We start from the raw sequence: 12,165 nt of genomic DNA, 5'->3' as shown, positions 1-12,165 counted from the left end.
CGGGCTGCTACTTGTCTGCGGCGGCTGCCCCGGCCGCGCATTTCAGGTCCGTGTAGACCGCCGGCTCCGCCGGTGGCGCCGCGGGCGCCGTGGCAGAATTGGCTTCGTGCAGTTCCTTGCGCCTTTGCAGGTAGAACAGCTTTTCCTGATAAGTACCGAAGGCCATGCCGATGGCATTGCCCGGCACGGCGAGGACACGTTCGACCACGTTCAGGGGCAATTGCGACAGGCCCAGGATCTCGCTTTCCTTCCTGACGCGCATGGTGGTGAGCACGCCGTTGTCGAAATCCAGCTGGGTGATGCGCTTGTTGAAGAAAGCCTCGCGCACCTTGATCCAGCCGATATCCCGCGGCGTGGCGATCGCGATCTTGTTGGTGGGCGACACCACGGCGCCGTCCGGCTTGACCAGGTCGGCGAAGAAATCGCTCTTCGTCGCGAAGCAGACGGCATCCTTGGGGCACTGCACGGCGGGACCGGTGTGGAACAGCTCGCGCGGCACCTTGATCCTGGTTCCGCACAGCTGCCGGTTGAACGCCGCCAGCGCCTCTTCGTCATAAGGGTCCATCCATGGCGACACAGCCGTTCCACTGCAGCCCGCGCTGGCGGCTTCCGCCTGCGGTGATTTCCTGGCGCCGTCGGCCTGGAACCCCTCGGCCAGGAGCTGGCTTATGTTGAGCAGGATGTCGGGTGTGCGGTCCTGCGAACCGAAATAGACCTTGTTCAGCAGGCCGGTGCTGGTGCGGTCGACGCAGACGTTCTCGTCGGCGAAACCGTTCTCGCGATAGGCCAGGTAGCGGGTGTGCTTGTCGACCACGTCCATCGTGTCGATCTTCGCGGTCCTGGCGCCCTGGTCCACCGTGTAGCGGATCAGCGACAGCGGCAGGTGGTAAGGCACGCCTTCCGAAGACTTGTCTTCTGACGTGAGTGCCGAACAGCCGCCAAGTGTGATGAATAAAACAAACGCCCATGAAGAAGCTCTGCTTCTCATGCCAGCCCCCAGCCCAGTTCCCCAGCCTTGCGCCCATGCAAGGAGAATTAACGCCCGTTAACCATATTCAGCACTCTCGCGGAAATAGAGTCAAGCAGGCTTGCCCGGGAATGCTGAAACCCGGGTGGCCGTCACTGTGGTAAGGCTTGGCTTATACTTGGTGATTCAAGTAGATGGGTATGCGACGGCTTTCCGATCTGTCGCTGATCTCGACCGGATCACCGGCCGGCGCTTGCGCCGGCCTTTTCTTGCAATGTCCGGCACCGAGCCTACGCCGCCCTCTATCTCCCCCCCTTGCGGGGGAGAAAGCGATTTCAGCATCTTAGACGAGCACGCCCTTTAGGGCGGCGCAGTCTAAGTGCTAGAAATCGCAAGAGAGGGGATATGCCGGCACAACGTTGGCAAGGAATTTCTCGGTATCCAAAAATATCAGCCGCTCAGCTGAATATCCCCTCTCTTGGATTTTCTACGACTTAGCCTGCGCCGCCCTGCGGGCGTGCTCGTCTAAGATCGTGAAAATCCTTTCTCCCCCGCAAGGGGGGAGATAGAGGCGCCGCGCCCTATGGCCTCGGGCATTCGTACCTTTTAAGCCTGTGGCGAACCAGGCTCCCCCGCAAGGGGGGAGATAGAAGCGCCACGCCCTCGGCATTAAACGCCCGGCGCGGCGAACGCCTTCACCAGCCATAACGCCAGGCCCGGGCAGCGCGCGAACTTGGCGCCCTGCCTCAGGCCCCGCACACCGCCATCGTCCTCGCCTTCTGCCTGCCACCCACGAACACCAGACCCAGTCCGGCCGCGGCGAGCAGGCCGCCGGCGATGGAGACGGCGGCGTAGCCGAGGCCGAGGCTGATGACGGCGGCGCCGAGCGCAGCACCCAGCGCGTTGCCGAGGTTGAAGGCGCCGACATTGATCGAGGAGGCGAGGCCGGGTGCTTCGGCCGCCGCCTCCATCACCCGCATCTGCACCGGCGGCACGATGGCGAAGGCCGCACCGCCCCAGACCAGCAGGCCGATGGCGACGCCGATATGGCTGGCAAACAGCAGCGGCAGCATGAACATGATCAGCGCCAGCGCGGCGAGGAAGATCTTGGTGGCGCCGTCGAGTGACCAGTCGGCCAGCCGGCCGCCCAGCCAGTTGCCGATGGTGAAGCCGACGCCGATCAGCGCCAGCGCCAGCGTCACGAAGCTGCCGGAGGCGCCGGTCAGCGTTTCCAGCGTCGGCGCGACATAGGTGTAGAGCGAAAACATCGCACCCGCACCCAGCACCGTGGTGGCCATGGCAAGCAGCACGGCCGGCCGCGTCAGCACCCGCAGCTCGCGCTTCACATCCGGCATCTGGCCGCGCTCGCCTCTCGGCAGCGCCAGCCACAGCGCCGTGATGGCGAGGAGACCGATCAGGGCCGTGCCGGCGAAGGCCATGCGCCAGCCGATCTGCTGGCCGACCCAGGTGGCGGCCGGCACGCCGCCGATATTGGCGATGGTCAGCCCCATGAACATGGCGGCGACCGCGCTGGCCTGCTTCTCCTTCGGCACCACGCTCGCCGCCACCACGGCACCGAGGCCGAAGAAGGCGCCATGGTTGAGGCTGGTGACGAGGCGGGCGGCGAGCAGCGTGAAATAGCCCGGCGCCATCGCCGACATCAGGTTGCCGATGGTGAAGATGGCCATCAGAAGCATCAGCGCCGTGCGCTTGCCGAAGCGGCTGAACGCCAGCGTCATGAACGGCGCGCCGACCAGCACGCCGATCGCATAGGCGCTGATCAGCAGCCCGGCCGTCGGGATCGACACGTCGACCCCTTGCGCGATCACCGGCAGCAGCCCCATCGGCGAGAATTCCGTGGTGCCGATGCCGAAGGCGCCGATCGCCAGCGCCAGCAGTGCCCACCGGGCGGAAGGGGTCGCCGCCGCGGCGGCGCCTTTGCTATCCATCATAGTGCTCATGACATGTGCCTCATGTGCCCCTCAGGCGGGGCGATGACATTTGTTTGTTGAAACGGTGTTGCGGTGGTTGAAGCCTTGGCTTCTGGGCCGATTGGAGTTGTTGGGTCGAAGCTTGCTCTCCGGCGTTCCGATGTTTCCTTCGTCGTTCCGGCATGGATCCCCGACACTCTCCACTCCCTTCGGTCGCTCCGAGGTCGAGGATGACGAGCTTCATTTGATGCCGGCGCTAACTGTCATCGCCAGCGCCAGGCGTCGTCTCATCAGCCTCTCCAGCATTGGCAACCCCAAACGAGGTTGCCACCGGACATCCGGGCTCCAGCGCTGGAGATTGGCCGGAGCGCCCATCTTCCCGTCATCCTCGGCCTCGAAGGGAGCGCAGCTCCCGCAGAGTGTCGGGGATCCATTCCGGAACCGCGACGCTTGCGCGGCGGTTCAGACCCATCGCAGCGCCTGCGCTTCTCCAGCCGGGGTTCCTCACCCCGCAAAGTGGGAAGAAGGCCCTGCAACCTCATCGCCTCAGACATCCCACGCCGGCGCCAGGCCGGGAGGCGAAACCAGCCGGCCGTCGGCGCGCGCCAGCCCGGCGATCGCCGCCATGTCGGCCGCATCGAGCGCGAAATCGAAGATGGCGATGTTCTCGGCGACGCGCGCCGGGTTCGCCGTCTTCGACAGCGCGACGAAACCCTGCTGCACCAGCCAGCGCAGGCCGACCTGGGCAGCGCTCTTGCCATGCTTCGCGCCGATCTCCTGCAGCAGCGTGTCCTGCGGCACGGCGCCGTCGGCCATGCCGTAATAGGCGGTGACGGCAACGCCGGCTGCCCTGGCCGCCGCCACCAGCGCCGGCTGCGGCAGGTAGGGGTGCAGCTCGACCTGGTTGGTGACGATCGGCGCCGGGGAGCGTTCGACCGATTCCCGCATCTGCGCGATATTCTGGTTGGAGACGCCGACGAAACGCGTCTTGCCGGCGGCCTGCACCGCATTCAGCATGGCGATCTGCTCGGCCACCGGCACCTTCTCGGCCGGCCAGTGCAGGAGCAAGAGGTCGACCTGGTCGACCTTGAGCTTGTCCAGGCTCTCGTCGACCGAAGCGGCGAACCGGCCTTCGCTGTAATTGTCGACCCACACCTTGGTGGTCAGGAACAGCTCCTCGCGCTGTGCCCCGGCACGGTCGAGCGCGCGGCCGAGCGCCGCCTCGTTCTGGTAGATCTGCGCGGTGTCGAAATGCCGGAAGCCGGCTTCCAGCGCCGCCGGCACGATGCGCTCCACCTCGGCGTCCGACATGCGGAACACGCCGAAGCCAAGCGCCGGGATTTCTGCCCCATGGGCGGTGACGGTTTGCATGGATGATGTCCTTCTTGTCTCTTTCCTGCGGCCTGGCGGCACGCCATGAATTCAGCCAACGGTCATTGACCGTTGCAGCGCGCGCCAATTCATGTGTTCTCGGGCGCCGCGCTCTCTCTCTCTTTGTCTCAAGCAATTCCGGACGGAAAACCGCTACGCACTTTTCCTGGAATTGCTCTGGGGCCGGAGCGCTTTCGTTTTTCACGGCAACGCGGAAACGGTCCGACATTTTACTTGGATGACTGGCCCGGATGGGCCACGCCGGCGACGGAGGCTTCCTTGATATGATTTATCTCGCCCCATCACATAAAGAGCCGTTGCGGGCTTGATAATGCCGCTGATCTTCCCATCATCTGTGAAACCAGATCACAGGCGGGCAGAAGATGGACAACCGCACCGGTGAAATGCAGGTGTTCCTGCGCGTCGTCGAGACCGGCAGTTTTTCGGAAGCCGCACGGCTGCTGCGCCTCACCCCTTCGACCGTCAGCAAGCTGGTCTCGCGCATCGAGGCGCGGCTTGGCGTGCGCCTCATCGAGCGCTCGACGCGGGCGCTGTCGCTGACCGCCGAGGGCCAGCTTTATTACCAGCGCAGCCAGGCGCTGCTGAAGGAGCTCGACCAGATCGAGCAGGAGCTGTCATACGGCGCCGCCGCCACCGGCGGCACGGTGCGGGTCAACGTCTCGGTCGCCATCGGCGTTCTCGGGCTGGAGCCGATCCTGCCCGAATTCTGGCGCGCTTATCCCAACATCGTCGTCGACCTCTCCCTGAGCGACGAGATCGTCGACCTCTATCTCGACCGCACCGACATCGCCATCCGCGTCGGCACGCTGCCGGATTCCGGCATGGTGGCGCGCCGCATCGGCACCGCCTGCCGCAAGATCGTCGCCGCCCCGTCCTACCTCGCCCGCCAGGGCGTGCCGCGAACGATCGAGGACCTTGCCCGCCACAACTGCCTGGGCTTCAACTTTCGCCGCGCCGAGCCGGTGTGGCCGCTGAAGCAGAGCGGCCGCATCGTCGACCGCGTCGTCCACGGGTCGCTGCTGGCCAACAATGGCGAGACGGTACGCCGCATGACGCTGGCCGGCGTCGGCCTTGGCCGCATGGGCGACTACCACGTCCGCGCCGACCTCGCCGCCGGCCGCCTGGTGGAAGTGCTGGCCGACGTCGTCGAGCCCGACGCGGAAGAAATGCACGCCGTGTTCCTGGGCGGACAGAGGATGCCGCAGCGGGTGCGGGTGTTTTTGGATTTCGTGGTACCGCGGCTGCAGGGGTTTCTGGAGGGGTGAGGCGAACATCCGCGTTGTAAGCGGGCAGGTCGGGTAGGCGAAGCAACCTCTAGTCCTTGCCCATCAACGCTTCGATCAATGCTCTGGCGAAGGTAGGGAATTTGAGGACGTTATCGGCGTAGATTTCGCCGAACTCTCCACTATAAACCGAACCCAGATCAGCTATCTCGATCGCTTGATGAATAGCCGAAGCATTCATTGTCGCAGATCCAGCGAACAATATGTGAGGGACTGAGCTTGAGTGATGTTCGATACCGATGGTGCCGCCATTGCAGGAAGTGATCGGGGTTGCACCAGCTGCAGACAGGGCAAGGACAGCGCCGCCAATTCCAACGTCGAAACCCGTTAATTCTGACCAATCGGAGAAGTGAGAGTCGATGATCTCCGACGCTTCGGGTGTGTTCCAACCCGCTTCTTCCAAACTTTCAAGGAGCTCAAGTTCCTCCTCCAAAATCAATTCGACATCTGCGGCCTCACATCCTCTGGTATCGAAATAGATGTGGTTCAGCATTATTCCGTCTTCGGAGGAGGCCAGTTCTTCGTCCAGATACCCAATTCTGGAGACATCCAACTCCCTCACGATCTCCACTTCCGCTTTGGCTGGCAGGCACAGATTGGTCATCCCATCCTCCTAAAGTAAAGCGCGGTTCGCTGTTCCGAGACGGTTCAGCGCATGCCGCTAGCCTGGCTTGGCCTCGCGCACATGGGCGACCATCTCGTCCGCGCCGTTCGCACCTCTGGTCGTCTGCAGGCAGTGCCCGCCAACATCGTCGTCAAACTTGACAGCACGCAGTGTTGCTGGGGGACCTGCGCATCGCATGCGAAATTAGTTAAGTTGCGGTGGAGCGACGCAGTGTCATCTTCTCGACGAATATTTGTTCGACGACACTGGTTTGCGTTTTTTGATTAATATAATTAAATATTAAGGAGATGATTTCGGCTTCGAAGAAATAAGAGTTCTTACTCTGGATTTTATATTCTCAAATGTTAGTGTCAGTCCAGTCTTTGCATTTTTTGTCAAAAGACCTGTATGGCCAACTACATTCCGCACAGGTTTGAACTGTATTGCATCAGTCCAGAGGGACTGGTTGCCGTTTGCAATTTTGGATCCTTCAACCGTTACCGCCAACGCATCCATACCCAAATAAGTTAAACCATCGCTATCCCTTCTCACAGCATAGCTGATATTGGCTGCCCCTAAATTGATCGCTTCCCTCCCTTGCCATTCGCTTATCTCTTTGGATATGCCGGAAGTGAGGGGTAGTTTATATGTTCTAATGTATTCCCTTAGTAGATTTTCGGACAAAAAGCAATCTACATAGGATGTTATGTTGTATTCAGCGTCAGATCGAAGGTAGTCAAGCCAATTATCTACTTCATCTTTATTCTCCGTCCCTTCATCGGGCTCATACTCTTCCCTTGCTGCTGCGTACAGGTCTCGTGCTCGCCTTTGCTTCTTTGTTTTTCTTGGATTGTCTTCGTCGCCTTCCTCTCCGCGTCCCAGGCGTAGATCATCCCATTGGTCGAATATCGCTGGTAGCGCATCGTGTTTCAGATATTCTAATAGGGCTGCGAAATTCCTGTCGTCTTCGACTACGCCCTCTCGACTGCTAGTGAAGGGGTCTATGGTTGCTCCTGTGTCCATCGCATCAAAATGTATTTGGCCGTAGATATAACTTTCGACGACCCGTTGTGATGGGATATGTCGAAGGATATTCTTCTCACGAAGGCGACCATTTACAAATAAGTCTATGGTTGCCCGCTCGTCCGTTCCCGTTATTTTTAAGTTTTTGGGCTTTTCAACTGAGGCGATAAATCCTGTTAGGCTTAGAGTAGTAGTGAGTCTTTTCGGGGAGGCTTTAAGTTTTTTCATCTCAGGGAGAAAAAGATCGTCCGCTTCGTTGATTAGCCAGGTGAATTCTGTGGCATCAAGAACGTCTTGGATGTCTTTAAAGGTCACTTCTTTGTCGTTAACGAATATCGAAAACTCCTTGTCGATCAGTGCGAATTTGAATGATAAGGCGATCATCTTTCTAATATGGGCTACCGAGTTCTTTATTTGCTCTTTTGCTCCTTCGAAAAATATGATGGTTCCGTGACGATGGTCTCTTGTGAGGTTTTTGAATAGACCCAAATCAAGCGCTTCGAGTGGGTATTGTTCCGGCGTGAGGTCTTGGGTGATCGCCTTGTCTAGGCCTGAGTTGTCGATCACGCCTCCAACGTAATCAGTGTCGTCTTTTTTCGAAATGATTGAGATTCGTTTCGCACACGAAAGTAGTGCGAGCTTCCCTATACCTTTGGCGCCAATGTAAGGACGTTTTCTATTCGTTTGCGTCGCACCGTCGGACCGTTTCGAGTATCCAATTTTCAGAAATTTTGTCTGAAAATCCTCGGCAGACATGCCAATGCCGTCATCCTTGATAGAAAAATGCGACGTTTCTCGATTGATGTCGATCCAGACATTTTTTGCGTCCGCGTCCCAAGCGTTCGAGATTGCTTCTCCAAGAACGGTGATGAAGTTGCGATAGAGATTGCGTCCAAGATGATTGAGGACACTCAATGATATCTCGAAGCGGAAATTTTCCTTGTCCTGGTCTAGCATGTCTCGGCGATCTCATTTGCAGATTGGTTTCAGTACTCCCGACGGCGCGGGCGGACCCACGCCTATCTCGTGCTGATCGGGGAAGTTATATTCGTGATTCAAGCTTGTGACACTGTGGGCATTCTCTCCTGAGTTCCTCGTGCCGCGCGATGGAAATGTAGAAGTCGGTGAGGCAATATATTTTCCGATAGTAAGCCATCGCCATCCCGTATCTTAATACTGGAGGAGCTAATGTATCATCTAGGTGATTGGCGTACGCAAGCCATTCTTGCTCGATTTGACCTGCGGCGGAGGTGGATAGTTGCGATTAAGGTGCTGGAGCGATCGTGGTGTTGGTGGACGGTGATTTGGAGAGTGTTACGGTCAGGGAGGATAATTGGTTCGGGTTCGAAATCGCTGCAGCGTTGGCGGAGTATCTCGAATCCTACCATTGAACGCGAGGCGAGGTCATTTCGCTGGGCTTGAATAGACATAGGCAGATAGCCGGGTGCGTCCGCATCGGCTGGTGGGATTGGACAGCTGTCACGCAATTGTATATGGTGTGTGGCGACACTTTACAGCTAGGCAAATCACCTCTCGTTCGTCTAACATATGACGATGAACGCGAACGGGATTCTTCAGGTTGATGCTGGCGGCTTCACTACCGCGGTCATTGATCTTTTTTGTGGTGCCGGTGGGTTGGCCTACGGCCTCAAATCGGCAGGCTTGACTGTTAAGGCTGGTGTCGATCTAGATCCGAGTTGCAAACATCCTCTTGAAGAAAATACCGGAGCGATTTTTGCATGTCGCAACGTGGAAGATGTGACGCCTGCTGACCTTGAGCGTTGGTTCGGTGAGGCAGATGTTCGCGTGCTCGCTGGATGTGCACCATGCCAACCGTTCTCGACATATTCGCAAAGTCGAAAGTCGGTCGATGGTCGTTGGGAACTGCTCAAGCAGTTTCAACGTTTGGCCATCGCCCTCAAACCTGAGATCGTGACGATGGAGAATGTGCCAGGCCTGGCCAACCAGCAGGTCTGGGAGGATTTCATCGCGGCGTTGCAGGAGGCAGAATACAAGGTCTCTTGGTGCGAAGTGGCGTGTGAGGAATATCAAGTCCCTCAGAGCCGTCGTCGCCTCGTTCTTCTTGCATCACTGCTTGGGCCGATCGAACTGAAAGCTTCAGAGAGTAAATTAAAGCTGACTGTCAAGGATGCTATAGGTGAGCTCCCGCGTATCGCAGCCGGAGAGAAATCGACCGACGACCCTCTTCATGCCAGTGCAGGGTTGGGCGAAGTCAATCTTAAGCGAATTCGCGCTTCGGCGCCTGGGGGTACGTGGCGTGATTGGCCGGAAGAGTTGCGAGCACCATGTCACCGCAGAAGTACCGGCAAGACCTATCCTTCCGTATATGGGCGGATGGAATGGGACAAACCTGCTCCGACGATGACTACACAGTGCTACGGTTTTGGTAACGGTCGATTCGGACATCCTGAACAGGATCGCGCGATCAGTCTTCGAGAGGCGGCGATCATTCAGTCTTTCCCTAAGGAATACAGCTTCCTGGCTGAGGGTGAAGAGGTCACTTTTGAACGTCTCGGAACGCTTATAGGAAACGCGGTCCCACCGAAATTGGGCGAGGCGATCGGACGGTCGATTCTCGCGCATGTCAATGCTGTGCGAAATGGCACAGCCCCCCTTGAAGGCCAACTCAACCTGCGTTGAGCAGGACTGCTAGGATTTCGCGTGGCACGACAATCCCGTCTACACCTCATTTCGAATGAGCAGTTGGCTGCGGCGGAAGCCGAGATCGTTGATCGCTCGCGCCGAATCGACTTCTACATGACCGAGTACTCGGTCGAACTCCTAGCCGAGAAAATGGCTCGCGAAGAATTTGTCATCCCTGCCTATCAGCGAGAGTTTACCTGGGAGCCGAAGCGGAAATCCCGCTTCATCGAGTCCCTGATCATGGGGCTTCCGATCCCATTTCTGTTCTTCTGGGAAATGGGTAACGGAAAATTGGAGATCGTTGACGGATCCCAACGCCTCCGCACTCTGCATGAATACATTCTCGGCAACATGAAAATCGATCAGCTCGATGAGCTGCCTTCCTTAGAAGGAACGCGGTTCACGGACCTTTCGCCTTCGCGTCAGAGGAAAATCAAGAATCGGTCTATCCGCGGCATCGTTCTTAACGAGCACGCGGACGATCAAGCTCGCTTCGATATGTTCGAACGCATCAACACCGGCAGCAAGGTAGCCAATACGGCGGAAGTGCGCCGGGGAGCACTGCGCGGGCCGTTTCTTGAGTTGGTCTTGGAGCTATCACGTTTGGACCTCTTCGCTCAGCTCGCTCCAGTTTCCGGGAAGGCAGAAAAAGAGCGTATTCGCGAGGAGCTGGTGACTCGTTTCTTCGCCTACGGCGACGGTCTTGAGGGATATCGTGAGCGTCCTGCACAGTTCATGTTCGACTACACCAAGCGTATGAACGAACGTATGCAAGCCGAGCCACATTTAATCGGTGCATATCGAACTCGTTTTGAGCGAATGCTTGACTTCGTCCAACGTGCGTTTCCTCTGGGGTTCCGAAAGCCCTCCAATCCGAACAGCACGCCGCGCGCGCGGTATGAAGCGATTGCGATTGGCAGCCACAGGGCGATGGAGGAAAACCCAGCAATTTTCGACACTGTGCCAGACACGGCCGAATGGCTCGCCAGTGATGTCTTCAGCAAGAAGACCACCTCCGACGCTGCGAACACTCGTGCGAAGCTTGAAGGGCGTATCGAGTTCGTGCGAGCTGCTCTGCTCGCAGCAGCCCAATGAGTGAGCTTTCGGATCGTTTCGACGAGCGGTTCGGTGAGATCGTCGCATATCTAGAGCTGATCGATGGTATCGAGAAGCTTGTTCAGTCAGGTGTCCCGCGGTTGGGCGACAACGGTCCCACAGTCACGGCGCCACAACAGAGGATTCTGAATTCAAGCGTATATCTCCAGTTATACAATTTGGTGGAGGCGACGGTCAGCAATTGTCTTGACGCCGTCAGCAAAGCAGCAATGCGTCGAGTGGCCTGGTCACCAGGTGACCTGACATCAGAGCTCCGAAAAGAGTGGGTGCGCTACATGGCCCGTACTCACCTTCCATCGGCCCCAGACAAACGCTTAGAAGATGCGATCAGCCTATGTAACCATTTGGTTGCTGCACTCCCTGTCGCAGAGTTCGAGATCGAAAAGGGTGGTGGTGGAAATTGGGACGACAAAGCGATAAGGAAGGTGGCTGCCAGAATTGGCTTCGAACTGCGGGTTAGCCGTGGCGTTGAACGCGAGATAAAGCGCAAGGTCCGAAACGATCTCGGTTCGCTCGCTTTGATAGTTGAGTTGCGGAACGCTCTTGCGCACGGCCGGTTGTCATTCGTGGATTGTGGCCAGGACGATAGCGCTGCTGAACTTCGGGCGCTTGCCGATCGCGTAGCGGCCTATTTACGTGAGGTAATTGCTGCATTCGATAGTTACTTGCAGGAGCATCGCTATATCGTACCCGAGCGGCGACCCGAACAAGAGGCTGCTGTTGTCTGATGAGCCAATCGCGCCGGCGCGATCAGCACTTATGGCAAAAGTCGGCCCTCGTGACACAAAACCGGAAATGATCGTGCGACGCATACTGCATGCACTTGGTCGTCGTTTCCGACTTCATCGTCGAGACTTACCTGGAACTCCGGATATTGTTCTTCCCGCAGCGCGGAAGGCTATCTTTGTGCATGGATGCTTCTGGCATAGGCACGAAGGCTGTCCGAAGGCAACGATCCCTAAGACGCGAGTGGACTTTTGGCTGGACAAGTTCGCCCGCAACATTGAGCGCGATCGTCGAAAGGAACACGAGCTTCGTGACGCGGGGTGGGACGTGCTTACTGTTTGGGAATGTGAGACACGCCATCCTTTGGTATTGAAGATAACGCTGCGTGACTGGCTTGGTCGCACCGGATCGCATTTTGGATGCAGATAGGTCTCTGAGTGAGTTGCGAGATTTCTTGCC

At 58.0% G+C, this 12,165-nt stretch carries 10 protein-coding genes; 5 read left to right on the top strand and 5 right to left on the bottom strand.

Annotated elements, in window-relative coordinates; translation table 11 throughout:
* Positions 1-7: 7 nt before the first annotated feature.
* The 3 genes from C1M53_RS06980 to C1M53_RS06970 form a co-directional block, all read right to left on the bottom strand.
* Positions 8-988, bottom strand: a complete 981-nt coding sequence (locus C1M53_RS06980; RefSeq protein ID WP_129411575.1) for a hypothetical protein — start codon at positions 986-988, stop codon at positions 8-10.
* A 725-nt stretch (positions 989-1,713) separates the two neighbouring features.
* Positions 1,714-2,928, bottom strand: a complete 1,215-nt coding sequence (locus C1M53_RS06975; protein WP_129411574.1) for an MFS transporter — start codon at positions 2,926-2,928, stop codon at positions 1,714-1,716.
* A gap of 516 nt (positions 2,929-3,444) precedes the next feature.
* Positions 3,445-4,269, bottom strand: a complete 825-nt coding sequence (locus C1M53_RS06970) for an aldo/keto reductase (protein WP_129411573.1) — start codon at positions 4,267-4,269, stop codon at positions 3,445-3,447.
* Between the two features lie 383 nt (positions 4,270-4,652).
* Here C1M53_RS06970 and C1M53_RS06960 point away from each other — a divergent pair, with 383 nt between their 5' ends.
* On the top strand, positions 4,653-5,555 hold the full coding sequence (locus tag C1M53_RS06960; RefSeq protein ID WP_129411571.1) for a LysR family transcriptional regulator: 903 nt from the start codon (positions 4,653-4,655) through the stop codon (positions 5,553-5,555).
* 49 nt (positions 5,556-5,604) lie between these two features.
* Here the strand turns inward: C1M53_RS06960 and C1M53_RS06955 are convergent, their stop codons facing one another.
* Together C1M53_RS06955 and C1M53_RS06950 are read right to left on the bottom strand one after the other, a co-directional pair.
* Positions 5,605-6,177: a hypothetical protein gene (locus C1M53_RS06955; protein WP_129411570.1), complete on the bottom strand. Its 573-nt coding sequence runs from the start codon at positions 6,175-6,177 to the stop codon at positions 5,605-5,607.
* 300 nt (positions 6,178-6,477) lie between these two features.
* Complete coding sequence (locus tag C1M53_RS06950) at positions 6,478-8,157, bottom strand: ATP-binding protein (RefSeq protein WP_129411569.1); 1,680 nt, start codon at positions 8,155-8,157, stop codon at positions 6,478-6,480.
* Positions 8,158-8,754: 597 nt separating this feature from the next.
* Here C1M53_RS06950 and C1M53_RS06945 point away from each other — a divergent pair.
* The 4 genes from C1M53_RS06945 to vsr are packed head-to-tail and all read left to right on the top strand — an operon-like array spanning position 8,755 to position 12,135.
* Positions 8,755-9,861, top strand: coding sequence for a DNA cytosine methyltransferase (locus C1M53_RS06945; protein ID WP_129411568.1), 1,107 nt, complete (start codon positions 8,755-8,757; stop codon positions 9,859-9,861).
* A gap of 21 nt (positions 9,862-9,882) precedes the next feature.
* Positions 9,883-10,959 (top strand): DUF262 domain-containing protein, encoded by a 1,077-nt coding sequence (locus C1M53_RS06940; protein WP_129411567.1) that lies wholly within the window; start codon positions 9,883-9,885, stop codon positions 10,957-10,959.
* On the top strand, positions 10,956-11,708 hold the full coding sequence (locus C1M53_RS06935; RefSeq protein ID WP_129411566.1) for an MAE_28990/MAE_18760 family HEPN-like nuclease: 753 nt from the start codon (positions 10,956-10,958) through the stop codon (positions 11,706-11,708). Before C1M53_RS06940 ends, C1M53_RS06935 begins: the two co-directional genes overlap by 4 nt.
* Positions 11,626-12,135 (top strand): DNA mismatch endonuclease Vsr, encoded by a 510-nt coding sequence (gene vsr / locus C1M53_RS06930; RefSeq protein WP_348630027.1) that lies wholly within the window; start codon positions 11,626-11,628, stop codon positions 12,133-12,135. The genes C1M53_RS06935 and vsr overlap by 83 nt, the downstream gene beginning before the upstream one ends.
* The last annotated feature ends 30 nt before the right edge of the window (positions 12,136-12,165 follow it).

It is taken from the genome of Mesorhizobium sp. Pch-S (assembly GCF_004136315.1).
GTDB lineage: Bacteria > Pseudomonadota > Alphaproteobacteria > Rhizobiales > Rhizobiaceae > Mesorhizobium.
This window is presented reverse-complemented; position numbering and strand designations above follow the sequence as displayed.

What these genes read in the sequence shown, in the direction of transcription:
- C1M53_RS06945 (WP_129411568.1), top strand. Translation starts at nt 8,755, where the DNA reads ATGAACGCGAACGGGATTCTTCAGGTTGATGCTGGCGGCTTCACTACC.
- C1M53_RS06960 (WP_129411571.1), top strand. Translation starts at nt 4,653, where the DNA reads ATGGACAACCGCACCGGTGAAATGCAGGTGTTCCTGCGCGTCGTCGAG.
- C1M53_RS06935 (WP_129411566.1), top strand. Translation starts at nt 10,956, where the DNA reads ATGAGTGAGCTTTCGGATCGTTTCGACGAGCGGTTCGGTGAGATCGTC.
- C1M53_RS06980 (WP_129411575.1), bottom strand. Translation starts at nt 988, where the DNA reads ATGAGAAGCAGAGCTTCTTCATGGGCGTTTGTTTTATTCATCACACTT.
- C1M53_RS06975 (WP_129411574.1), bottom strand. Translation starts at nt 2,928, where the DNA reads ATGAGCACTATGATGGATAGCAAAGGCGCCGCCGCGGCGGCGACCCCT.
- C1M53_RS06950 (WP_129411569.1), bottom strand. Translation starts at nt 8,157, where the DNA reads ATGCTAGACCAGGACAAGGAAAATTTCCGCTTCGAGATATCATTGAGT.
- C1M53_RS06970 (WP_129411573.1), bottom strand. Translation starts at nt 4,269, where the DNA reads ATGCAAACCGTCACCGCCCATGGGGCAGAAATCCCGGCGCTTGGCTTC.
- C1M53_RS06955 (WP_129411570.1), bottom strand. Translation starts at nt 6,177, where the DNA reads ATGACCAATCTGTGCCTGCCAGCCAAAGCGGAAGTGGAGATCGTGAGG.